Origin of the sequence: Limosilactobacillus coleohominis 101-4-CHN, from assembly GCF_000161935.1 — a bacterium.
In the GTDB taxonomy this organism is placed as follows: domain Bacteria; phylum Bacillota; class Bacilli; order Lactobacillales; family Lactobacillaceae; genus Limosilactobacillus; species Limosilactobacillus coleohominis_A.
Map to the genome: position 1 here is coordinate 297,920 of NZ_GG698803.1, position 23,357 is coordinate 321,276.

General features: G+C 41.9%; 20 protein-coding genes and 1 tRNA gene. 18 read left to right on the top strand and 3 right to left on the bottom strand.

Features of this window, described 5'->3' with window-relative positions:
* The first annotated feature begins 14 nt into the window (after window positions 1-14).
* From HMPREF0501_RS04655 to HMPREF0501_RS04670, 4 genes are all read left to right on the top strand, one after another.
* Complete coding sequence (locus HMPREF0501_RS04655) at window positions 15-785, top strand: ABC transporter permease (protein WP_006916710.1); 771 nt, start codon at window positions 15-17, stop codon at window positions 783-785.
* A gap of 208 nt (window positions 786-993) precedes the next feature.
* Complete coding sequence (locus HMPREF0501_RS04660) at window positions 994-4,728, top strand: BspA family leucine-rich repeat surface protein (RefSeq protein WP_006916714.1); 3,735 nt, start codon at window positions 994-996, stop codon at window positions 4,726-4,728.
* Window positions 4,729-4,845: 117 nt separating this feature from the next.
* Complete coding sequence (locus HMPREF0501_RS04665; protein ID WP_006916715.1) at window positions 4,846-5,262, top strand: nucleoside 2-deoxyribosyltransferase; 417 nt, start codon at window positions 4,846-4,848, stop codon at window positions 5,260-5,262.
* Window positions 5,263-5,324: 62 nt separating this feature from the next.
* Complete coding sequence (locus HMPREF0501_RS04670; RefSeq protein ID WP_006916716.1) at window positions 5,325-6,119, top strand: SDR family NAD(P)-dependent oxidoreductase; 795 nt, start codon at window positions 5,325-5,327, stop codon at window positions 6,117-6,119.
* A 175-nt stretch (window positions 6,120-6,294) separates the two neighbouring features.
* Here the strand turns inward: HMPREF0501_RS04670 and HMPREF0501_RS04675 are convergent, their stop codons facing one another.
* Complete coding sequence (locus HMPREF0501_RS04675) at window positions 6,295-6,756, bottom strand: hypothetical protein (protein ID WP_006916717.1); 462 nt, start codon at window positions 6,754-6,756, stop codon at window positions 6,295-6,297.
* Window positions 6,757-6,793: 37 nt separating this feature from the next.
* On the opposite strand from HMPREF0501_RS04675, the gene HMPREF0501_RS04680 reads away from it, so the two are divergent.
* The 9 genes from HMPREF0501_RS04680 to HMPREF0501_RS04720 all read left to right on the top strand — a co-directional run bounded on the left by HMPREF0501_RS04680 (window position 6,794) and on the right by HMPREF0501_RS04720 (window position 13,204).
* On the top strand, window positions 6,794-6,991 hold the full coding sequence (locus HMPREF0501_RS04680) for a hypothetical protein (RefSeq protein WP_006916718.1): 198 nt from the start codon (window positions 6,794-6,796) through the stop codon (window positions 6,989-6,991).
* Between the two features lie 85 nt (window positions 6,992-7,076).
* On the top strand, window positions 7,077-7,583 hold the full coding sequence (locus HMPREF0501_RS04685; RefSeq protein ID WP_040455868.1) for a helix-turn-helix domain-containing protein: 507 nt from the start codon (window positions 7,077-7,079) through the stop codon (window positions 7,581-7,583).
* A 104-nt stretch (window positions 7,584-7,687) separates the two neighbouring features.
* Window positions 7,688-8,278, top strand: coding sequence for a uracil-DNA glycosylase family protein (locus HMPREF0501_RS04690; protein WP_006916720.1), 591 nt, complete (start codon window positions 7,688-7,690; stop codon window positions 8,276-8,278).
* A gap of 8 nt (window positions 8,279-8,286) precedes the next feature.
* Window positions 8,287-8,595, top strand: coding sequence for an MGMT family protein (locus HMPREF0501_RS04695; RefSeq protein ID WP_040455870.1), 309 nt, complete (start codon window positions 8,287-8,289; stop codon window positions 8,593-8,595).
* 92 nt (window positions 8,596-8,687) lie between these two features.
* The gene (locus HMPREF0501_RS08535; protein ID WP_006916722.1) at window positions 8,688-9,164 is read left to right on the top strand and encodes a hypothetical protein; all 477 of its coding nucleotides are present in this window, start codon (window positions 8,688-8,690) and stop codon (window positions 9,162-9,164) included.
* A 41-nt stretch (window positions 9,165-9,205) separates the two neighbouring features.
* A complete protein-coding gene (locus HMPREF0501_RS04705; protein WP_006916723.1) occupies window positions 9,206-9,727 on the top strand; it encodes a GNAT family N-acetyltransferase in 522 nt (173 codons plus the stop codon).
* Between the two features lie 123 nt (window positions 9,728-9,850).
* Window positions 9,851-10,687 (top strand): alpha/beta hydrolase, encoded by an 837-nt coding sequence (locus tag HMPREF0501_RS04710; RefSeq protein ID WP_006916724.1) that lies wholly within the window; start codon window positions 9,851-9,853, stop codon window positions 10,685-10,687.
* Between the two features lie 50 nt (window positions 10,688-10,737).
* Window positions 10,738-12,234 (top strand): glutamate--cysteine ligase, encoded by a 1,497-nt coding sequence (locus HMPREF0501_RS04715; RefSeq protein ID WP_223206782.1) that lies wholly within the window; start codon window positions 10,738-10,740, stop codon window positions 12,232-12,234.
* A gap of 61 nt (window positions 12,235-12,295) precedes the next feature.
* A complete protein-coding gene (locus HMPREF0501_RS04720; RefSeq protein ID WP_006916726.1) occupies window positions 12,296-13,204 on the top strand; it encodes a lactate/malate family dehydrogenase in 909 nt (302 codons plus the stop codon).
* Here HMPREF0501_RS04720 and HMPREF0501_RS04725 read toward each other — a convergent pair.
* Window positions 13,201-13,770 (bottom strand): TIGR00730 family Rossman fold protein, encoded by a 570-nt coding sequence (locus HMPREF0501_RS04725; RefSeq protein WP_006916727.1) that lies wholly within the window; start codon window positions 13,768-13,770, stop codon window positions 13,201-13,203. The two genes, HMPREF0501_RS04720 and HMPREF0501_RS04725, sit on opposite strands and share 4 nt — an antisense overlap.
* A gap of 86 nt (window positions 13,771-13,856) precedes the next feature.
* Window positions 13,857-14,231, bottom strand: coding sequence for a DUF4828 domain-containing protein (locus HMPREF0501_RS04730; RefSeq protein WP_040455914.1), 375 nt, complete (start codon window positions 14,229-14,231; stop codon window positions 13,857-13,859).
* 167 nt (window positions 14,232-14,398) lie between these two features.
* On the opposite strand from HMPREF0501_RS04730, the gene HMPREF0501_RS04735 reads away from it, so the two are divergent.
* From HMPREF0501_RS04735 to wecB, 5 genes are all read left to right on the top strand, one after another.
* Window positions 14,399-15,412 (top strand): Gfo/Idh/MocA family protein, encoded by a 1,014-nt coding sequence (locus HMPREF0501_RS04735; protein ID WP_040455872.1) that lies wholly within the window; start codon window positions 14,399-14,401, stop codon window positions 15,410-15,412.
* A gap of 12 nt (window positions 15,413-15,424) precedes the next feature.
* The gene (locus HMPREF0501_RS04740; RefSeq protein WP_006916730.1) at window positions 15,425-16,738 is read left to right on the top strand and encodes a DEAD/DEAH box helicase; all 1,314 of its coding nucleotides are present in this window, start codon (window positions 15,425-15,427) and stop codon (window positions 16,736-16,738) included.
* Between the two features lie 50 nt (window positions 16,739-16,788).
* Window positions 16,789-16,861: transfer RNA gene (locus HMPREF0501_RS04745), tRNA-Arg, on the top strand.
* Window positions 16,862-17,210: 349 nt separating this feature from the next.
* Window positions 17,211-22,025, top strand: a complete 4,815-nt coding sequence (locus tag HMPREF0501_RS04750; protein ID WP_006916731.1) for a mucin-binding protein — start codon at window positions 17,211-17,213, stop codon at window positions 22,023-22,025.
* 150 nt (window positions 22,026-22,175) lie between these two features.
* Complete coding sequence (gene wecB / locus HMPREF0501_RS04755) at window positions 22,176-23,288, top strand: non-hydrolyzing UDP-N-acetylglucosamine 2-epimerase (protein ID WP_006916732.1); 1,113 nt, start codon at window positions 22,176-22,178, stop codon at window positions 23,286-23,288.
* Window positions 23,289-23,357 lie beyond the last annotated feature (69 nt).

The following is a 23,357-nucleotide window of genomic DNA, read 5'->3' on the forward strand; positions in this document are numbered from 1 at the left end:
GGAGCGCAAAATATATGAATAGTGAAATTCGTCAAGAACTTTATAAATTAAGGCATCGTCGTTTGCCGTGGCTCGTAATTATCCCGCTAGTCATTTTGATGATCATCATTGGCTTAGCGATGGGGCACACCTATAGTAATTTATTAGTAATGACTTGCTATGATTCCAGTACTATTATTTGGTTGTTGCTTGTTATCGTGGGTTCCACGATTTTTTCCATGGAGTTTCAAAATGGCACGATCATTCCATTGATGTACCATTCTAGCAGCCGATCAGCCGTTTTTTTCGCCAAAGTTCTGGTTCTGCTGATGTATAACGTCTTTTTGCATATGATCGCAATGGCAATTACCATCTTGCTGAATATTGTTCCACTAATTAATAATCCAATTTCATGGACTGCAATTTACCAGTATCATCAGCCACTATGGTTGAATATGCTGGTAACCACCGGGGTTGATTTAATCACTTCCTCCATGATCATTAGTCTAATTTGTTTAACCTCCTGCCTCATTAATTCGAATATGACCGTAATTGCACTGAATACGTTAATCATTTTTATGGGTAGCGGGTTATCGTCGAATTTACAGTTAGCTCAAGTCGGTTCGCGTAACCTGATTCGGTGGAATCCGTTTAATATGCTGAATCTGACCAATCAATACTATAACTATGCGGCTTATCACCCTGCGTCATTGCTTTCGAATGGGCAGTTATTCTGGGGAACTTTTATCTATACCATTATTTTTGTCTTGCTTGGTTATGGTTGTTTTCAACGTAAGCATTTTTAAACTCTTAAGAACAATAGATTTATTAATAAGTATGATGTGCTAATAAATGACATTATGCTTATTTTTTATTAGTTTAAATCTAACATTAACTTGAATTAACGATTTTACTAATCGGTTGAAAAGATAAATTATTTATATTATTATAAAGGCGTAACAATATAAAAGATTTCTGGTTAATTTTTGATAAATAAAAAGGGAGTATTCAACAATGATAGCGAAAAATAATCGGGAAGTTAAAATACAAAAATGGCTGGGTAATCATCAGCAACACTTTGCTTTAAGGCACTTAACGATTGGGGTGGCATCAGTATTAATCGGGATTTCCATTACCGGTGCCAGTGTTTTAGCTGATAGTGATCAACCGGTAACTACAGAACCAACGACATCAAGCCAAACTGCATCAGTCGCTAATCCAACGCCATTAAATCAGTCGACGGTGAAACTAAACAATGCAACAGCAATTCCAGATTCAAAGGAAAAGAATGGGGTTGCTAACTTACAAAGCAGTTTACAAGCAAAGACTGGTGATCAAGCGTCTGATCAGCAGCAAGCACCAGCCGCAAAAGAGGCAACACCGGTAGCGGATGTTCATCAATGGACGGCAACCACACCTGATGCAAATGGTTCAGTTACTTTAACAAATTATCAAGGGTCGGTTACTGGCCAAACGATTGTGATTCCCAACGCAGTTGATTTCCGTAATGCTGGGCAGCAAGACGTTAAGCAAATTATTATTACTCCAGAACTGGCGGGAATTTTAAAGAATGCAACTACGTTAGTCACCAGTCAAACCAGCGATGAAAAATCTATTAAGGCAGCGGATGGTAGCTGGAATGGTGCTTTCCAAGGTGGAAAATTAGAAAATATTGATCTCACAGGTTTGAACATCAGTGGGGTGACCGATGTTTCATCAATGTTTGCTAATAATGAACAATTGAAAGCAATTACAGGTTTACAAACTTGGGACACAAGTAACGTTCGTAACTTTAATAATCTATTCAATGGTGACCGTAGTCTAACGGGGACAGTTGACATTTCTAACTGGAATTTAGCTAGTTTGGATGCGGTTGGTGAACAGGAAAATCGTGCTGATACGCACGTCCATGGTGCCGGCATGGATGGCATGTTCCAAGGAACTCAAGTCACGGCTATCAAAGCAGCTAACTGGGACTTTACTGCTAATAAACTAGTGGTTGACCGTTTTCCAGATGACTATTCAGTAGCATTTGGTTTAAGGGTGGCGCCGTTTACCGGTTTAGCACATCTTCAAACATTAGACATTAGTGGTTGGAAACTGCCAACTGTCACTGATCCGAAGAACGCTAGTCTTTCCCTTACATATTTAGCGATGAATTGTCCTGAATTAACGATAGTTGATTTGAGTGGCTGGCAAGGAAATAGTCTTGGACGGATGACGGCGGCCTTTGAAAATGATGGTAATTTAACGACTATCAAAGGGATTGAAGATTTTAATGTCAGCAACGTTTGGGACCTTTCTGACGCATTTCAAGGAACCGGTTTAACCAATGTGGATTTACATAAATGGGATGTCCGCAACGTTCACTTCTTTACTCAGATGCTGAAGGATACTAAAAAACTGCAAACGATTAATTTGGCTAGCTGGAAACTATATGATTTAACCCCATGGCATTACCCAACGCGTAATTTTAGTTTTGATAATTTAAAGACGATGTTGGAAGGAACGGGAGCCACTAGCATTGATACATCTAATTGGGACTTTGGTAATAATAATGCGGATGTTCACGGGCTTTTCTCTAGTTTGGCCAACTTAACGACTGTTGATGTGTCAGGCTGGAATTCACCAGAGATCACTAATATGGCAGACCTGTTTGCTTATGATCCAAAATTAGCCACGATTAAGGGATTAGCTGATCTGGATACTGGAAAGGTCACGAATATGAGTGGGGTTTTTCAACATGACTTGGCTTTGACATCAGTTGACGGAATTCAGAACTGGAATACCAATAATGTCACAACGATGGCCGGCATGTTTAATTTCATGACAGACTTTTATGGTCAACCAACGCCATGCGCATTAATGAGCATTCCGGATTTATCTTCGTGGAAAACAGGGCAAGTTCAAGACATGACCAACATGTTCTCTGGATTGGGTAATCCAGGTTTAACGACAATTAATGGAATTACTGATTGGGATACTTCCAACGTCGTTAAAACTAATCAAATGTTTGCCAAGAGTACGAGTTTAAAGAACCTTGATTTGACAAAGTGGCGAATGGACAAGGTTATAACCACGAACTCAATGTTTTATGGTGCTGATCATTTAACAACGGTAGGTAACCTGACTAACTGGAATCTTGCAAATGACACTGATACGGCTTGGATGTTTAGACAAACAACGAGTTTGAAGCAAATTGGTGATCGAACAACACCATGGAAGTGGGCGCTCTCAGCTAAAAATACTAATGCAGGCGGAATGTTCTCGCAAAGTGGGGTTGAATATGTTGATGCCCGTGATTGGGATTTAAGCCATTCCAATGCCTCTCAACTGTTCTTCAACAGTGCTGTTCAATTTGTTGATGGGCGGAACATGAAACTCGGTAATGCTAACACTACTGGAATGTTTGCAGCGCTTAAGAAGCCAGCTGTTATTGATTTGCGGGGGACTAAAGGCAACTTTAAGATGGATGCCTTTGATGGATTAGGTAAGTTTATCAATGCTAATTCAGAATATAGTCAACCGTTAGTTGTCTTGAGTGATGATCCCGCGGTCCGCGCATTAAATGATGCGAAGTATACCTACACCAAGACTAGTCAGCAAACATTTACTGGGCGGAATGATTCTAACTATCTTAGTTTCTTCTGGCCTGCAACTGACGGCGATAATCCAACGTTGATTGGCACCTACTCAATTAATGCTGACAAGCAACATCCAGGAATGTTTGTTTTTGAAGATCCCGACAGTGTTTGGTCAGCATTTCGCCAAGCAACTAGTAAGGATAAAATTGCAAAACTACTTGGTAAGCAAGCAACGAAGTGGAATTATGTTGCAGATTTAGATCCAGCGACTAATTCACTAAAAGTTGACCCACAAACCTCTTTACCAGAATTAGTTAGCTATGCTGCTGAATTGACTGTGAAGAGTGCGCCGACTACGGTTACTGATACAAAGAAAGTTAACGAAACAATTCATTACCGATTTGCGGATGGTACCACGGCCAAACCGGATGTTGTGAAGACAGTAACCTTAAGTCGGACTGGAAGTAAGGATTCCATGACTGGTGAGATTACCTGGGATGCTTGGAGTACAAGTGTCTTTCCAGATGTTGAAAGTCCAGAACTTGTTGGCTACACGGCCGATCAAACTGTTGTGGCCGGATTACCTGCTACGGCCAATCGTGAGGTAACAGTAACGTATTATAAGAATGCGCCAACGACCGTTACAGATACGAAGACGGTAACAGAAACAATTCACTATAAGTTTGCGGATGGAACAGAAGCACACCCTGATAAAACTCAGGCTGTGATCCTGACTCGGACAGGTAGTAAGGACGCAGCAACTGGTGATATCACTTGGGGTGTCTGGAATACTGCCTCATTCCCTGCAGTATTAAGTCCGGAACTTGCAGGATATACAGCTTATCAAACAATTGTTACTGAAATGCCGGCTACGGATGATCTTGATATAACAGTAACTTATGTTAAAAATAAGGAAGTTGAATCGAATACTTCAGATCAATCGAAACCGGTCACTCCAACTATTGGGCAAGGTTCTAAATCACAGATTTCAAGGAAGAATGATTTAGCTAGCAGAGCAGTTGCGAAGTCTGCTCCTCAAAAGAGTAATGCTGAATTACCACAAACGGGTAATGATGATGAATCTCTGGGGGTGTTGGGACTTGCAATTGTTGGTTTAACCAGCCTGTTTGGCTTTGAAAGTGAGCAGAAGAAGCGTACGTATTAAATCGATAAATGCACCATCTTTGAGTATCATTACGGACTTAGGGATGGTGCTTTTGTATATTAAATTTGTAAACAGTGATGATATAATATTGCAAAACGATGTTGAAGGAGAAAATTTATGAAGATTTACTTTGCAGCTTCAATTAGTGGTGGACGTGCTGATCAGGGATTATATCGTCAATTAATTGATTTTATGAAATCTTTGGGTCATCAGGTTTTAACAGAACATATCGGCAATCCCAATCTTTCCAAGGATGGTGAACATGAATTATCTGCCACCGAAATTCGTGATCGTGACATTAATTGGCTAGAAGAAAGTGATATTGTTGTGGCAGAAACCACTCAGCCGAGCCTGGGAGTTGGCTATGAATTGGCTTATGCGGAGAAAATTAATAAACCAGTGTTAATATTACATCGCAATCATGAGCGGCACTTGTCAGCGATGATTTCAGGAACCCATCATTTTGATAATATTAACTATTATGCTGATTTTCAGGAAGCCCGAAAGATATTACAAACAGAACTTAAATCGTAAAAGAACTTGTAAAAAGTAAGTGTTATGCTATAATACTCAAAAATAAAGTTGAGGAAAAAGAAATGCAATTAGGTTTAGATGAGAAGACCGCATTAATTACAGGGTCTACTAAAGGAATTGGGAGGGCCATCGCGATTGAAATGGCTAAGGAAGGAACGAATGTTATTATTAATGGTCGCCAGTCGAAAGTCGTTAATGATGTTGTGAATGAATTGAAGGAAAAGTTTCCGGAAACGAATCCACAAGGAGCCGCATTTGACATTTCATTAGCTGATCAACGGCAGGCGATGTTTGAAAAATTTCCTAAAGTGGACATCCTAGTGAATAATATGGGAATTTTCAAACCAATGGATTACTTTGACATTGATGATGCCACTTGGCAACGATTTATCGATGTGAACTTTATGTCTGGTAACGCTTTGGCTAAGTTTTATTTACCAAAGATGTTGAAACAAGACTTTGGACGGATTATCTTCATTGCAAGTGAAGAGGCCATCATGCCATCCGGCGAAATGCCGCAATATAGTTTGACAAAGACAATGAACCTTTCATTAGCCAAGAGTCTTTCAAAGCTCACCAAGGGAACCCATGTTACGGTTAACACAATTATGCCTGGTTCCACGTTAACGGAAGGAGTTCAACAAATGTTGGTTGATATGTATGGCAATACGGATCTTCCGGAAAGCGAATGGGAAAGGGACTTTATGAAGCATCACCGTCCGTTGTCACAAATTCAGCGGTTAATTCGTCCGGAAGAGGTTGGTCGTTTCACAGCATTTGTGGCTAGTCCATACTCTAGCTCATTCTCTGGTGAGGCGCTACGTCTTGATGGTGGATTAGTACCAACGATTTTTTAACAGATTTAATAAGGGAGACAGAAGTTATAAATTGATTTCATCTTTTTGTCCTCCTCCGCAAGAGTATAAGGACTCCATAGTTCGGTTTTACCGAGCAATGGAGTCCTTATTTATTGTAATGTGCTGTGATTGTAGAGGGTCTTATGGCACAGTCCCTGCTAGTACGAAACGGAAATTATTCAAAAAATTTGGTGAGCGCTTCGTCTGATAGATCAAACTGTTTTTGAACCTTTTGCTTAAGTTGATCTTCCGAAACACCAAGTTGGCGAGTTAAGGCAATCATTTGACGGATTGCTGACTCTTGACCTTTTCGTTGACCTTTTTCTAATCCAAGTTTTAGTCCCCGCTGTTCACCAATTTTGATACCTTCTTCACGAACGTCTTCATCATGAAACATCATATGTGTCTTGTTATCCATATAACCTTTCCTCCACTTGGTACTTTGATTGAGCAATGAAATATACTCTTGTAGTTCATCGACATACGGATCATTATTGACATCTTTATTATCGACATAGTGGAGAAAATTTTGCAAGTCCTTTGATACATCATTACGTGTTCCCTTTGTGTTTAAAAAGATTGCAGTCCGTCCATCATTCTCGATTAATAAATGGCATCTTTTTAGAATACGTAACATAATAAACCTATCTAATATGAAATGTGGGGAGATTAAAATGAGTAAATATCAAAAGCTTTGGAAATACGTCCAGCAAAATCACCCAACTGAGCTTTCTTTTTCTGAAATTGGTCAGATTGCCGGAGTACCGCTTGATCATTCCTTTTTAAACTATAAAAAAGAGTTGAACGAATACGGCTATCAAGTCGACAAGATCTCTTTGAAGCATCAAGTAGTCAAATTTAGCCGGTTATAATTGGCGGGTGTCTGACGGGTGAGTGTCGTCTACTTTTCGGCTACCGTTTGTTACAATGAAATTGAAATCAAGGGAGGGGATAAACATGGTTAACACACAGATTAAAGAATTACGGGTTGCAAAGGGATTATCCCAAGAGCAATTAGCTGAAGCCGCTAAAGTTTCCGTTCGGACAATTCAGCGATTAGAAGCCGGTCAAGATGGAAGTATTGAAACCTTAAACCTTGTTGCTGGCGCATTAGGGGTTAGTGTACGGGACTTGTTTGAAGATCCGCAAGCACAAGCAAATCAAGAACGAATTAGTCGCTCAGATAGTCAGTTACAAGTTCAACTTACGAACCGCTGGCAAGAATTCAAAACGTTTAAGCGGCTTTATGGCACAATTTATATTATTGTAATGCTGGTCTGGGGCGCTTGCTTTCCGATGATTCATGGTCGCTGGTCTGCAGTTATTGGGATGCTATGGGTTGGTGGCTGGATGATCATGAACCCTCTTCGCAGGTGGTGGATTGTAAATAAAATTGATCCAAAACTGGATACCAAGTATCCTTTAACGGCGAGTCGAACAGATAAGAATCACTCAAGTAAATAAGTAAGGCGAGTTCAAAGCGAGAATGTTTGAACTCGCTGTTTTGCGTTTTAACATCTTTAAATCTATTATGGTATTAATTAATTTAGGTGAAGCTGGTGAAAGCAATGACAACTAATCAATTTCAAAAGATCTTTCACGAAATCGAGGTCAGTCCTGAGAATAAGCAATTTACGGAACAAGGGATTCAGCCACTTTACTATGCAGGCAAACAGGTAAGAATCAATATTATTGCCCAAGCGCCAGGACAACGGGCACAGGCGCAACGAATGTTTTGGAATGACCGGAGTGGGCAGCGCTTGCGTGAGTGGTTGGGGGTCAGCTGGGATGAATTTTATCATTCCGGAAAGATTGGCATTATGCCAATGGATTTTTATTTCCCGGGAAATGGTCCGCATGGTGATTTACCGCCTCGGCCAAATTTCGCCCAGCAGTGGCATCCGCAGTTACTAAAATTAATGCCTAATATCAAACTAACCATTCTAGTTGGCGCCTATGCTACCCACGCTTACCTTGATATTCAGAAATCCGTCAACTTAACGACGATTGTTCGTCATTATCAGAAATTCTTACCTAATTATTTTCCAATTGTGCATCCGTCACCCCGGAACCAAATTTGGATGGCTAAGAATCCGTGGTTCACGGATGAAGTATTACCAGATTTACAAAAACGGGTACGACAAATTATGGATGAGTGAGGTGCTTTATGACCAAAATTGATGATCAATTTATGCGTGATGTTTTAAATGTTGTGGATATTATTCCACTAGGTCGGGTAGCTACTTATGGACAGATTGCCCGTCTGATCGGGCGGCCACGAAATGCGCGTTTAGTCGGGAAGGCTCTTAGTAAAGCTGGTGGTTATGGTAAGCACCCCTGCCACCGGGTGGTCACTGCTAATGGCCGACTTGTTCCAGGATGGATTGACCAACGACCAATGTTAGTGGCAGAGAACATTCCATTTCGGGATGAAAATCATGTTGATATTAAACGCTGTTTATGGCAGGGCATGTAACTGACTTAAGCATTCTTCCTGAATTCTTTGATGGAAAAGAGTACAATATAGGTGTAGAAAACGTTTACAAAGATTAACTGGAGGGGATCATTATGTTAGCTGCACAAACACGTTTTGTAACATTACCGAATGGTCAACACCTGTGGACACGGCGAATTGGCCATAGTCCACGAAAGCTGATGCTCGTCCACCAAAGTCCAGAGATGCCATGGAATTACCTCCGGGTATTTTCTGATTTTGCTCGACAAAATGATGTCGAAATTATCATGGTAGAATTAACTGGTTCGTACCTCTCAGATCAAAATGAAATGGCCAGTCTTCCGGCACGGGTTGCGGAGATTCAATCAGCAGTCGCTGCATACCAATTAGACCAGTTTGTAATTCATGGAATTGGTGATGCAACGACGATAACTCGTCAATACGTTCAAGATCATCCGCGGGTGCATCGTCTAATTACCACTTCCAATGATTCTGCCAAGGTACGGGCTACAGAGATTTTAGGAGATTTTGCTAATCCGGACTATCTTAATTTAATCCGTACACAAATGCGTGCAATGGTAGTGGCCTAGTCATACCAAAATATTTCCGGGGAAATGAGTGATATAAATAGATGACAATTCGACTAGCTACGACTGCAGATCTATCGGCCTTATGTGATTTTTATCTACAGATTTGTCTGCAGCAACAGAATGATGAATATTCACCTCGCTGGAAGTGGGGTGATTACCCGAGCAAAGAATACCTCAGCGCTAAATTAGATGATGCGCAAGTTATCATCAATGTGATTAACGAGAAAATCGCAGCAGCGGGGGTTCTTTCGATCGGTGAAGATCCCAATTACCGAGTGGTTCCATGGCAGCATCATTTCTTAGATAGTGAAGTGGCAATTCTGCACTTATTTGCGGTTGGCAAAGCATACCGTGGTCAAGGAATTGCGCAGCAAACCCTTCAGGGGATTTTTAATCAAGCACGGCAGAATGGTCAACGCGTGATTCACATTGATGTAGTTGAGCATAATCTGCCTGCTGAAAAGGCCTATTTAAAGGCTGGTTTTAAATTTAATAACGAGCAGATTCTGGATTACGATGATCTTGGGCCGACTCCTGCCAAGCTTTTTGAGTATTTACTTTAAATGAGGCGCCAAACTTCATGTTTTTTGACATGAAGTTTTTTTCGTAAAAAGCTATCTTATTTACTAACATTTGTGGTATGTTAGCACTGTACTTAAATTTTAAGAAGGATTTAAAGATTACAAATGAAACTTAAAAAATACTTGTTCTTAATGGTGGCCGTTTTGGTCGCCTTTGTTGCTTGTGGAGTGAATGCGCAGGCAGCGACCTACGCTGGTGGAACGCCGACTGTCTTTGTACATGGTTTGCAAGGAAATCATGGTTCCACTGATACGATGATTCAGGATTTGAGCCGTCGGTATCCCGGTACTAAAAAGGTTATGACAATTAATGTTAAACCCAACGGTGAGTTATCGACATCCGGGAACTTCCAGAAGGTCAAACATCCGCTCGTTCAAGTCAACTTTCTTAATAATTCCGCTAGTACTACGACGAACGCGCATTGGCTAAATAAGGCGTTGACCTACCTATATGAAAAACAGGGGGTTCAAAAGATTAATATCGTGGCGCATTCTGCAGGAAATGTTGCGGTGTACCAAGCTTTGGCAGCGCAGACCAGTCATACGCCAACTACCCAAAAGTTTGTAATTTTGGCGGGGCCGTTTGATGGTGTTCTGTCATTGAACGATGAAGCTAATAAGAATAAGGTAAATGCTAAAAATCATTACAAGCCAAGTATTATGTATCCGGCGAATAGTTATTACCCAAGTTACCAGCAATTGCTTCAGTTGAGTACCAGTTTTCCGAAGCAAGTGAAAGTGTTAAACATTTACGGAAACTTAGGTGATGGTTCAAATTCTGACAGTCTAGTAACGAATGCGTCTTCGTTATCCGTTAACTACTTACTTCGTCACCAAAAGACGCCAGTTAAAAATAAGTGTTTCAAGAATGCAAAGGCTACTCATTCGGGATTGCATAAGAGTAAAACCGTTGATAATTGGATTGCTAATTTTTTGTGGTAATTGCCACGATTAAAAGATAAAAGAAAAAGAATTAGATGAAGGTGAAGGTAATGGATAAGCAAGAGTTAGAAACCGCCTTTCACGAACCAGCGTTTCGTGATTTGCTATTTGAAGGTAAGTTTGGGATGCGGACGGAAATGCACCGGATTCTCACCAATGGTCGAACCAGCACGTTCCCTTATCCAAAGGAACTCGGGGATCGGGATTGTAATCCGTACTTAACAAGTGGTTATTCTGATAACTTAATGGAATTCAACGCGATTATTGTCCGGAGCGCCAAAGCGGCGGTTCGACAACTAGAAATTTTGGAACAAATCGTGGATGGTGACTTGCACGAAACGGAACGGCTTTGGCCGCTTAGCCTTGCACCGACGCCCGTTTATCTCCATGACTTGGATCGATTGAGTGATTCTTGTACAAAGAAGAGTACTCGTGACCGCTGCCGTCGGATGACCGAAAAGTATGGTGTCAAACGGGCTCTAATGGGTGGAGTCCACGTTGGTTATAGTTTGGATGAAGAGCTAATTGCTAAGCTGTATGAAAAGTTTGGTCAATTCGAATTTGATTCCGAAGCCGACTTCCGTAACTACCTCTACTTTAAACTGGGCCTTGGCTATTACGCTCTTCAATGGTTGTTCACCTACTTGTTTGGTGCTAGCCCAGTGCCACCAAAGGCTCAAGATATCATCGCACCAGGACTAGATCACCAAGTGCGGAGCTTCCGCAATGGTCCCGATGGATTCCATAATCTGCCAGGTGAACAAGTGGAATATGGTTCTTTTAACGAGTACGTTTCATCATATTCCCGGTTGCTGGAAAACGGCACCTACATGGATAGTGGTGATTTCTGTGGTCCGGTTGCTTTCCATGGGAAGACCAACGACGTTCGGAAACTACCACAAGAAGGGGTGCAATTCATTAGTTTGCGGATGTTTGATCTAGATCCATTCTCCCGGGCTGGAATTAGTGAAGACACCTTGAACTTTATTGAATTAGTAATGGTTTATCACTTAGTAAAGCCCGTTGGCGAATACACTCCAGAAGAGATTGCGGACGCGCGGGAACGGAACTTCGCAGTGGCGATGCAGGATCCAACGGAACAATTTGATTGGACTAAACAAGAGGCGACAGAGTTTACCGATAAGTTAGCGGCGTTTTGTGATGAGTATGATGCCCCAAAGCGGTATCGGTTAGCTTTGAAGTTTGTGCAACGCCGGATTGAAGATCCCAGCCTGACAATTTGTGGTCAAATGGTTAGCAAGATTGACGATGGCAAGTTGCTTTCATTTGGTTTAAAGTTAGCAAATGACCGCTTCTCCCAACTGGTTCAATCTGGTAAACCATTAACGGTAATTTCTGAAGGGAGTTCAGTCTCCGTTCAGCGCTTAGTGCGGGTGGCAATTACCTTGGGAATCCAAGTTTGGTTTAATGATGAAGTTGAATTTGAATATGGTGATCATGTTGAAAAACTTGATCCAGAATTGGAAATTGAAATGCCAGAGGGCCCAGAAGCCTATCTTCGTAACCTGTTTCCAGAAATTCAGTAATTGAAGAGGCGGTGGGCCAATAGAACTGGCCACACCGCCTTTTATACGAGGGGATATATTAATGCGTGAAATTGTAATTATTGGAGTTGGTCAAGTTGGTAGTGCATTGGCAGCGCAATTGTTGGCTACCCACCAAGTTGATCGTTTAACATTGCTGGATGAGAATGACGAACGGGTGGTGGGCCTTCAAAACGACCTTCAAGCCGGGTGGCCGACCGCCGAAATCAAGACCCAGGACTGGTCGAGTCTGCACACTGCGGATGTGATTATCACAGCGTTTGGTAACCAACAGCAACTACAGGAGAATCGTTTTGGTGAATTAACGGTGAATGCCCGGGCGGTTCATCAAATGGCAAAGCAGGTGCGTGAGGCCGATCCACAAGGAATTGTTCTTAACCTAGCCAATCCCAATGAAGCGCTAACCGCGCTGATTCAACAGGAATGGCTGCTTGCGCCTAAACAAGTCATCGGGTTGGGAACGGTGGTTGATACCGCACGGTTAAAGTTAGCCATTCAAAATGCTAGCCAACAGAATGTGCACTCAATTGAAGGTTACGTATACGGCCAACACGATGGTAATTTGGTGACGGCCTGGTCAACGGTTCGGGTTAATGGCCAAACTATTGATCAGCCGATTTATGGAAAAAAGCTGGATGATCATGAACTGACGGTTCAGGCTAAGTTAAATGGTTTCTATGCACTCCGCGGGTTAGGGAGCGACTGGAACGCCGTGGTAGCTTGGACATTGCGGGTTCTGCAAGCCATTTTCACGAATAGTAACGCAACGTTTTCCCTAGCGGTCAATCAGCCCCAGTTTGATGGGTATGTAAGTTATCCAGTTCAACTTAATCGTCAGGGAGTTGGTAACTACGTGTTACTACCCCTGTACCCACTGGAAACTGAGCAAATAAAAGTCGCTGCTAACGCGATTCAACAGCAGTTAGCAGCGATGCAGAATGTTTTAAATTAGTGATATTGGCGGTAAGTTGGTGCTTGATAATGGTTCATGAAGTCCAGCATCTCGCCGAATGAATCGGTAAAACAAACGGCGTCTAGATATTCTTTTTCAAGAAATCCTTCTCGATTCATGACGACGAATTGTTCGTACATTTGATCATAAAAGTGGTTGTAATTGAAGAAGGCAACGGGTTTTGCATTATCACCAACTCCGGTCCATGAAGCAGCTTGGATAACTTCTTCAGCCGTCCCTAAACCACCAGGGAGGGCTACTAACCCGTCCGCCATGTCCATCATTGTTTCCTTTCGCAAGTCCATGTTGGCGGTGACTTTCAGATCAGTGAGGCGGGATAAACTGGTGTTACGGGAATAGAGTTCTTCAGTAATGACTCCATAGGCGTGACCGCCGTTATCCAAAACGTGGTTTGCAACGGTGCCCATTAAACCAAACCGACCACCACCATACACGAGTTCGATGTGGTTTTTCACCATGGCGTCACCAAAAGCGGCTGCCATATCAATATATTCTTGGTTGCAACCGGGACGGGCACCACAGTACACTGCAAGTTTTTTAATCATGATTTCATCCCCAAATTTAGATTAATACCTGTATTTTAACATTGAACCACCAATCTAAGTAGCAAAAAAGCATGAGCCAAATCAACTCATGCCTTTTTACTAACCACTGGTTTAATCCGGTAGGCTTGTTCATCCGCTTCATCAATAATTTGAATCGGCATTTGTTCGTTCGCCTTAACGGTAATATGATACCCGAATTTATCAAGATACACTAGCTCCGTACTGCTCACCTGTTCAACCGTTGCGGGGATCTCTTGATGATCAATCCCCAACTTTAAATCAGGAGCAATGGTGATGATATGCGACCGCTTCCGTTCTTCGTCAAAGTATTCCCATGTACCAGCGTAAAATAGGGGAGAGGTCGTTGCGGGAGTTTTATGTCGTGAATGGCTGAAACCAAATGAACTTGAGATTCCAGCCATTAATCCCGCGCCGAACAAAAGCATTCCTTTTTTCTTCATCATTTGCAACTCTCCCAACAGTAATAATTTCTTTTATCGTCTGATCTAAATTAATTCATTACATTCATTATACACAGATTTATGGAAGGGAAAGATTTCATTTCTGTTAAAAACTCGCAATAGTTTGTATAATAGAATAGTAAAGATTGCAAAGGAGATTGATGATAATGTTGAAACTTGGAATTATTGGTACTCATATCATTACTGATCAGATGTTAGATGCCGCTAAAACGACTGGTCGTTATCAATTAACGACGGTTTATTCACGGACGCTTGACCGAGCAAAACAATTTGGCAAACCTTACGGAGCAACCGAATTTTATGACAGTTTGGAAGACTTCTTTGATGAAGGCGACTTCGATGTGGTTTACATTGCTTCACCAAACAGTCTGCACTACGAACAAGTCCGCTTAGCAATTGAAAATGATAAGTTTATCATTCTGGAAAAGCCAGCGCTCGTCAATCCAGAAGAATTTAGCGCAATCGAATCGCTGTTGAAGGCCCACCCTAAGGCTCGTTTGATTGAAGCTGCCCGGCACATCCATACCGGCATTTACCAACAAGCTAAGGACAAGATGAAGGAAATGAAGACGATTCAGGGAGCTACCTTTACCGTCATGAAGTATTCTTCACGGTACGACAAGGTCTTAGCTGGTGAAAAGCCATATCCAAACATCTTTACCCCGGAATTTGCTGGTGGAGCTTTGCAAGACTTAGGGGTTTACGGTGTTTACGCGGCTGTGGACCTCTTTGGTACCCCTAATTCAGTCGTTTACTTCCCAACGATGGTTGCCAGCGGCGTTGATGGTAAAGGAGTTGCCATCTTAACCTATGACAACTTTGAAGTTACACTGAACGTTGGTAAGACCGCGAACTCGTACCTTGGTTCTGAAATTTACGGCTTAAAGGATACGCTGTACTTTGACAGTATTTTCGATACCACTAAGGTAACGTATTACAACGAAAAAAAGCAGGCGGAACCAATTAAGGCACCAGTCTTCTACACCAACTCAATGGTTGATGAAATGAACGATTTTGCGGATGTTTTCGAAAATCCAGATGATCAAGATCAACTGGCACGTTACAACAAGTGGTTTGATGAAGCGCGGGTTGTTAACTCAGTGATGTTTGACCTGCGTCAATCCGCTGATTTGATGTTCCCAGCTGATCGGAACCGTTAAAAAGGAGTTATTTTGAACGAGCAATTACAAGCACATTTTGAAAAACGCGGTTTTAAGAAACAAACTGCCATCCAAGCTGCCGTGTACGACGCATTGGCAGATGGCAAGACAGTAGTGGGAATTGCCCCAACTGGTTCTGGTAAGACGCTTGCCTTCACGTGGCCCTTATTGACCCGGGTGCAAGCGGGTACGGGAATCCAAATTGTAGTTTTGGAACCTTCCCAAGAATTGGCACTCCAGACTGCACGAGTAATGCGCGAATGGGCTGGCTTAATGGGGATTAAGGTTCAGTCATTAACTGGTGGTGCTAATCTCCGGCGGCAAGTTGAACACCTGAAAAAGGGCCATCCCGATATCGTCGTGGGAACGCCAGGGCGGATTCTTCACTTGCTGGATAGTCGTCATCTGAAGTTAAAACACCTGAAGACGCTGGTCATTGACGAAGCTGATGACTTACTCCGTGATGATACGCAAGCGGTAGTTGAAGATATTGAACGGCGGACACCGCTAAGTACCCAGCTGGCATTTTTCTCGGCGACGAGTTCCAAACAATTAAGTCAGGCAGATGTTATTTTTGGTCGGGATGTGGTTAAGTATGATGTTCGTAAGCAAGACGATAGCCGGGGGCCGGTTAAGCATGGTCTGCTATATGCACGAACCATGGCGCAAAAGGCGCAAATGCTGGAACGATTAAGCAAAACCAAGAATTTCCGGGCACTGGTTTTCTTTTCCAGTATTAAGACCCTCCACTACACGGCGAGTCGTTTGAAACACGCTGGAGTGTCGTCCGCAACTTTAGGTGGTCGGCAACGACAAACGGAACGGGAAAAGGTAATGCGCCAGTTCCGGAAGCACCAGATTAAATTGTTGCTGACCACGGATGTGGCGGCGCGGGGAATTGACATTCCAAAGTTGCCAGCGGTGGTTAATTATGAGTTGCCCCAATCAGTGGAAGAGTACGTTCATCGGACAGGACGAACTGGCCGACAAGGAGAACCTGGTCTAGTAGTAAACCTTGGTGATGACCATGACTTTCGGGACTTAAAGAAGTTATTGAAGGCAACGGATTATCATTTACAACCACTAACAATCGATAATCGTCAGTTAACGGAAGAAACGGGCGATGAGACGACTAAAAATGAAACCGTCCGTCACGAAAATGCTAAGCGGATCCAGAAGGCGCAGCATCAACGCTCAAATACTGTCAAGAAGTCAGTCCAGCGAACGTTGGATACTTTCACTAAACCGAAAAAGAAGAAGCGCCATAAACAGCGTAAGAATAAGGGAATTCGCCTGAAACACCGGCGAAAATCCGCAAATAAATAAGGAAATTATCTTTACTTCAAATTAAAAGAATGGGATAATTTCCCTTGTTTGGTCCCATAGTATAACTGGATAGTACATCCGCCTCCTAAGCGGCCGATTCCGGTTCGAGTCCGGATGGGACCATTAATGAATGACGAGCATCGTTATCTAGAATTGGATAGCGATGTTTTTTATTATGAAGAATTTATCATTCGTTAACATTATAAATTTCGTTATGGGGGGGGGATTGATAAGACCGCTTTTTACGCAATGTTTACTTCAAGCGATAAGCGAAAATTTTCTTTAACGTTTTCTACAGCTAAAAAGCTTTCCACCCTTAACTATGAAAAGCCGTAAGGTCGGGTTTGGGGGTATTATCGAGCGAATAGGAAAAATTAAATAACGAAAAAATCGGTTGATTGTTGATTTGACAACGTTTTGAGCCGTTCCTAAGATAAAGAATGTAAAATTTGCAAAAGGAATGGAGTAAAAAATGGTTTCGAAAAATAATCAATGGCAAAAGCGACAAAAAGAAATGCAAACTGTCCAACACTTTGGGATTCGGAAGTTAACGGTTGGGGTTTCTTCGGTTTTACTAGGATTATCTTTTATGGGAATGGCCGCCACGAATGTGAAGGCTGATACAGTTAGTGGTAGTCAAGCAACCAATGTGGCAGCAGAACAAGCAACAGATAGTGCCAAGAAGGCAAACAATAATCCTGCACCTGCAAATGATGTGCAGAAGGGTGCTGATCAAAAGTCTGCTGCACCAGCAGCTTCACAAACTCAAACAGTCCAAGTGAAGAATTTACAGAAGGCTGCAGCAACTGTACCAGCAGATAGCTTGAAAAAAAGCAAAGCTGTTTCTGCGGAACCGGAAGCAAAAGAAGTTGATCTACAAATTCGTCGTGATAGTGGAGAGAAGACGAATGATTGGTATCCTTCAAAATCTGATTTATACAATGGTTCTTGGAATCGTTTTGGTGTTGAAGGATCATTTGTTATTCCTAAAGATGAAATTAAGGGTGGCAATGAGATCAAATTATTAACTCTTGGGCAAACCAGTGATACGGGATGGCTAAGTAGTATTTATTTTGAATGGATTCCAGATGTAATCGTTGATGGAAAAAAGATTGGAACATTAACTGGTTCTACGCAGCAAAATGGTTACCAACAAATGAGTTCCGCTACGTTATATATTAAATTGGTAGATGATGTTTCAAGCTTCGCTGGTTCGGATCAATTTATTAGATTAAATGTTTCTCACGCCGGAGTGTTCGGTTTCCGTGAAGACTTATTACCATTAGGGAAAAACCCTAATAAGAAGTCAGTGAATACTTATACCATTATGAATGGTGCACAAAAGGGAAAGCATTACATCATTAATCATATTCTTAATATGAATATTAGTGATTATGATGGGAGTAACGCTAACTATCAAAGTCAATTTAATAATGCGAACCCAATTGGAATGGACAGTACGGGAACAACTTATTTTGATCCATATCCAAGCACCAGTACCTTGAATAGTGAAGAACAAGCAAACTTTAAGAATTCAAAAGGGCAAAATTATCAAATCAGCCCAGATTATAAATTACCAGTTGTGGCAGTTAACTTTAAGAATAGCCAAACCGGAGTTTCGTATATGGGTGGAAGTGACTATGCTGGTACTCAAGGAAGCCGGATTCCATTAGTCGGTTCCGATGGAAAAGTTAAGAATGTTACGTTAGACATTGGTGATGCAAGTAAATATATTAAAAATTACGATAAGAACTTCGGTGATAACCTTAGTATCAAAGATCTGCTTGCTTTAAATTATCATGGGGTTGCTTATAGTAAACAGAGTGATGGATCACTGAATATGGTTGTACGGGCACAAGCCGGTGATTATGAGATTACTAAAGATTTAGGAATTGATAATAACGGTAATATCAAAGATTGGTCATTTGCTGGTGATTTGTTGCACTATAATCCAGCAATTGCCATGGATCCCAATCCGGAACAAGCGGTTAAAAACACTATTAATGCCATTCGAAAGGCTGGTAATATTCAATTTATTATTTCACCGTTGATTGGTGTAAGTCTTGATGATACAAAGAAAGTAGGTCAAACCACTACTACCTTCTATGACGCAGATGGTAATTTTGTAAAACGCTCGGTAAACAATGATGCCAGCAAAAAATTTGCAATGGAAGGCCAGACAACAGTTAATATTCACTACATTAACGGATTAACTGGTGACGAAATTCAGCCAGCTGAACAACATATTGGTTGGCCGGCTGGTAATAATAAGGGCCATGCTGCTGATACATTAACTGTTACCGGAGCAACAATTCCGGGTTATACTTACCGAAATAATGACAATAATCAGCAACTAGATGATCGTCAAAGCGATGACCTAAATAAGGGCCAAAATACGCAAATTACTAAGGGTAACCATGCTGTAATTATTAATGGTAAGGCATCTTCTTTGCAGTATCCTGAAAATGGAACTCAAGATTACGACTTTATTTTGGATCCAAATTCACAAAAGATGACAGTTCAATATATTGACCAGGATGATAATAATAAGGTTCTTGAATCCAAAGAGCTGCACGGCTATTCAGATAAAATGGTTGATTACAATGTTCAAGATGTGATTAATGGTTATCTTCAAAAAGGCTATAAACTTATTAGCGATGAGACACATGGTCAAACATTGCAGTTTGACCAAAGTGATAATGTGGATCAGGTTTATAAAGTTATTTTAGGCCACAAGCACATCACAGTTACGCCTGATCAACCACAAGATAATGGCAAGAAGTTACCAGATAATCCAAATAAAACGTTTAGCGGTGTTACCGCCACAGATTTAAATAAGACAATTAAGCGAACAATTAATGTAGCGGCTACCCCAGAAAGCAAGAGTTCCCAAACAGTTCAAACCGCTCACGTAACTCGGACTGCTGACGTTGATGAAGTGACTGGAGTAGTAACGCCTAATCCATGGACAACTGATACCTGGCAAGAATTTGATACGCCAGCTGTTCCTGGGTATACTCCAAATAGATCTGAAGTTGCAGCTCAAACGGTAACTCACGATGATACGGATAATGTGATTTATATTGTATACAATCCAAATATCCAAAAGGGAACAGTTAAATACATTGATGATGACGATCAAGGTAAAGTTTTAGCTGATGATGAACTATCAGGAGCTAGTGATAGCAAGAGCGATTACCAAGTTCGTGACTATTCAAACCAAGGTTACAAGGTGAAGAGTAGAAATGTGCCAGCCACCATTGTATTTGATCATGATGACTCAGCTTCACAGGATTACGAAGTTCATTTAGTCCACCAACACACTACAGTTACGCCTGATCATCCAAAGACTCCTGATGACGTATTGCCAGATAATCCAGGTAAGAAATATCCGCAGGGTGTTGATCAGGATAGTTTAAATAGCGAAGTTCATGAAAAGATTCGCGTTGAAGACCCACATACCCATAAGGTGGCTACTTATAATGAAACACTTCGGTTTATCCGAACTGCAGATATCGATGAAGTAACTGGTGAGATTACTAAGTATGGTGACTGGTTACGCGAAGGAACCAAGCAGGATCAAGGAACGTTTGCTAAATATGACATTCCAACTGTGAAGGGTTACACCCCGCATGAAAAGAATTCAAATACCAGTGCCGAAGACCTTGTCCTGATCGAAGTACCAAGTGACAATGATTTGGAAAAGGAAACGGACGGTCACTACGAAATTAAACCTATGAAGGTTAATCATGGTAGTGATGATATTAACATTGATGTTATTTACTCACCTGATCCACAAAAGGCATCGATTTCATATATCGATGATGTAACTGGGAAAACTTTGATAACTGTTCCATATACTGGAGTTACTGATCAAGTCATTGATACCAAAGCTAATGATAAGGTTAGTGAATATGAAAAGGATGGTTACAAATTAGCTGATCATGCGGTGACCCCAGCTCAGATTACATTTGATAACGATGATCAAAATGATCAAGCCTATGTTGTTCATTTGACTCATAACCACACTACCGTTCAACCAACAGATCCTAAAACACCGGATGCCACTATTCCAGGAACAGACCAGAAGTACCCACATGGAGTTAGCCACGATGATCTGAATAAAGAAATTACGCGGACTATTAACATTAGTGGTGATCCACGGAACAAAGACAAGTCAACGAAGACGACAGTTACTTTGACTCGGACAGCAGATGTTGACGAAGTTACTGGTAAAGTAACGTACGGTGACTGGTCCAAAGGTCACTTTAACCAGACAAGTATGGATCTTGTTCCGGGCTATACTTATCACATCAAACAGCTTTCAAATGACGGTATTGATGCTCAAGCGGACTTAGCAGATATTCCAGCTGAAGATGTTACGGATGAGACACCAAATGAAGTGTTTGACGTTCGCTACACACCAGATGATCAATCAGCTTATCTGAACTTTGTGGATGATGATAGTAAGACAAGCCTTGCTAACTGGGATCAAGCACAAGGGAAGAGTGATCGTGGTCCAATTAGTTTTGCGCATGCGACCCAGATCATGGATGCTTACGCTAAACAAGGTTACCAATTCGTAGACGTTACGAATGATTCTGGAAAGGTAACGCTGGATGGTCAAACGTTGGCTGAATCATTGAAGAATCTAGGTAATTACGATCACGTTGATAATGTTGATCAAATCTTTACGGTACACCTGACTCACGGCCACACCACGGTTCAACCAACTGATCCAAAGACGCCGGATGATATTATTCCGGGAACGGATCATCATTATCCAGATGGGGTCAGCCATGATGACCTCAACCGGACAGTAACGCGGACCATTACGGTTAATTATCCTGATGACCGGAAGGAAACGATTGTCCAAAAGGCAACCTTTACCCGGACAGCAGACGTTGATGACGTTACAGGAAAGGTGACCTATGGTAAGTGGAATCGTTATGCACAACAGTTAGCTGAATTCACGGCTCCTTCAGTATCGGGTTACTTACCAGATATTGCGGTGGTTGAAGCGGCAACGGTAATGCCTGATAGTGATGATTTAACAGTTGAAATTAACTATCACGTTGATCCAGCGGTTGAAGCTGCTCGGCAGGCTCGTTTAGCCCAAAGCAACGCCATTAGTGCGGCTAACCAAGGTCATACTAAAGGTCAACGCAATGAAGCCCATCAATTACCACAAACTGGTAACGACCATGATGGCGCATTAATTGGCTTAGGTATTGCTGGTGCGATGAGTATGCTTGGTTTAGCTAAGACTAAGCGTCGTCATAACTAAATAAAATGAAGAGATTGGGGACTCACCCAGTCTCTTTGCTTTTTATAGAGCTAATGGTGGGGATTACGACTCGGGATACGCTAGTTTTATAATCAAAATCGCGGTACAATTAAGCATGAAATTTTTTATTAGACACGAGGAGGTGACAACATGGCTCGATTACGGATTATGATTTTATTTGGGACCCGGGCGGAAGTCATCAAGATGGCCCCAATCATTAAACTGATGAAGCAGGATCCAGAAACTTTTGAACCAATTATTGTTGTTGCTTCTAAGCAGTATCAGCAACTGCACCAAGCAATGCGATTCTTCGGAATTGATTCCGATTTTGATTTGAACGTGAAGTCTAGTCGCGAGATCGGGATGATTGAGCAGCTCAGTCAGTTGTTGCATAATTTTCAAACGGTAATTAGTGCCGCCCAGCCGGACATGCTGATGGTTTTAGGGGACACGATTACGACCCTGGCGGCTAGTTTGAGTGCTTTTTATAATCGGTTACCAGTTGCTCATGTCGAGGCCGGTTTGCGAACATATGATAAGTTAAATCCATTTCCGGATGAAATGCAGCGTCACTTGACTGATACACTGAGTGATGTGTTTTTTGCACCAACTGAGCAGGCGCGCGATAATTTATTGAATGAGCAGGTGGCCGACGAACGGATCTTTGTGACTGGAAATACGGTTGTTGATACGGTGACGCAGTACTATGATCCGGATTATCATAGTAAACTTCTAGATTCGATTCCCAACGATCATGATTTGATTTTGCTGACGATGGGACGGATTGAAAATACCGGTTTCCCAATGGAACGCGTTTTCCGCACGATGCGTGATGTGGTGGAAACGAACCCGAATGTCGAACTGGTTTGTCCGGTCGCCACCGATTCGGCGGCTTTTGGGATTGCGACGGAGATTTTAGCGAATCGCGATCGCATTCATGTAATGCCCCTCATGGACTTGGGAGACTTCTTGAATACGGCGGCCCGGAGTAAATTTATTTTGACGGATTCAGCAGGGACGGTTGAAGAGGCATCAGTGTTCCATAAGCCGGTATTGCTGTTGCGGAAGAACACGGAACGTTTGGAAGCCATTAAGGCTGGAACGGCTAAGGTCGTAGGAACGGATCCAACAAGTATTCAGCAGGCGACGTTCTCGTTGCTCCACGATAAGAAGTTTTATAATCGGATGACGTCCGGAGGCCAGCTCTTCGGTGATGGCCATGCTGCCGATCAAATTGTTGAGATTATTAAGCGGGAATTTTAAAGATGAAGTAATGGAAGTTGCTAAGTTATTTGCAGATAATTAAAGGAAATTCAGGACATAAAGCAAAAA

Excerpts from the sequence above, each read along its gene's own strand:
- HMPREF0501_RS04730 (WP_040455914.1), bottom strand. The coding sequence starts at position 14,231 with ATGAAGAAAAAAGGAATGCTTTTGTTCGGCGCGGGATTAATGGCTGGA.
- HMPREF0501_RS04660 (WP_006916714.1), top strand. The coding sequence starts at position 994 with ATGATAGCGAAAAATAATCGGGAAGTTAAAATACAAAAATGGCTGGGT.
- HMPREF0501_RS04720 (WP_006916726.1), top strand. The coding sequence starts at position 12,296 with ATGCGTGAAATTGTAATTATTGGAGTTGGTCAAGTTGGTAGTGCATTG.
- wecB (WP_006916732.1), top strand. The coding sequence starts at position 22,176 with ATGGCTCGATTACGGATTATGATTTTATTTGGGACCCGGGCGGAAGTC.
- HMPREF0501_RS04735 (WP_040455872.1), top strand. The coding sequence starts at position 14,399 with ATGTTGAAACTTGGAATTATTGGTACTCATATCATTACTGATCAGATG.
- HMPREF0501_RS04655 (WP_006916710.1), top strand. The coding sequence starts at position 15 with ATGAATAGTGAAATTCGTCAAGAACTTTATAAATTAAGGCATCGTCGT.
- HMPREF0501_RS04675 (WP_006916717.1), bottom strand. The coding sequence starts at position 6,756 with ATGTTACGTATTCTAAAAAGATGCCATTTATTAATCGAGAATGATGGA.
- HMPREF0501_RS04670 (WP_006916716.1), top strand. The coding sequence starts at position 5,325 with ATGCAATTAGGTTTAGATGAGAAGACCGCATTAATTACAGGGTCTACT.
- HMPREF0501_RS04665 (WP_006916715.1), top strand. The coding sequence starts at position 4,846 with ATGAAGATTTACTTTGCAGCTTCAATTAGTGGTGGACGTGCTGATCAG.
- HMPREF0501_RS04710 (WP_006916724.1), top strand. The coding sequence starts at position 9,851 with ATGAAACTTAAAAAATACTTGTTCTTAATGGTGGCCGTTTTGGTCGCC.
- HMPREF0501_RS04695 (WP_040455870.1), top strand. The coding sequence starts at position 8,287 with ATGACCAAAATTGATGATCAATTTATGCGTGATGTTTTAAATGTTGTG.
- HMPREF0501_RS04680 (WP_006916718.1), top strand. The coding sequence starts at position 6,794 with ATGAGTAAATATCAAAAGCTTTGGAAATACGTCCAGCAAAATCACCCA.
- HMPREF0501_RS04685 (WP_040455868.1), top strand. The coding sequence starts at position 7,077 with ATGGTTAACACACAGATTAAAGAATTACGGGTTGCAAAGGGATTATCC.
- HMPREF0501_RS04705 (WP_006916723.1), top strand. The coding sequence starts at position 9,206 with ATGACAATTCGACTAGCTACGACTGCAGATCTATCGGCCTTATGTGAT.
- HMPREF0501_RS04715 (WP_223206782.1), top strand. The coding sequence starts at position 10,738 with ATGGATAAGCAAGAGTTAGAAACCGCCTTTCACGAACCAGCGTTTCGT.
- HMPREF0501_RS08535 (WP_006916722.1), top strand. The coding sequence starts at position 8,688 with ATGTTAGCTGCACAAACACGTTTTGTAACATTACCGAATGGTCAACAC.
- HMPREF0501_RS04690 (WP_006916720.1), top strand. The coding sequence starts at position 7,688 with ATGACAACTAATCAATTTCAAAAGATCTTTCACGAAATCGAGGTCAGT.
- HMPREF0501_RS04750 (WP_006916731.1), top strand. The coding sequence starts at position 17,211 with ATGGTTTCGAAAAATAATCAATGGCAAAAGCGACAAAAAGAAATGCAA.
- HMPREF0501_RS04725 (WP_006916727.1), bottom strand. The coding sequence starts at position 13,770 with ATGATTAAAAAACTTGCAGTGTACTGTGGTGCCCGTCCCGGTTGCAAC.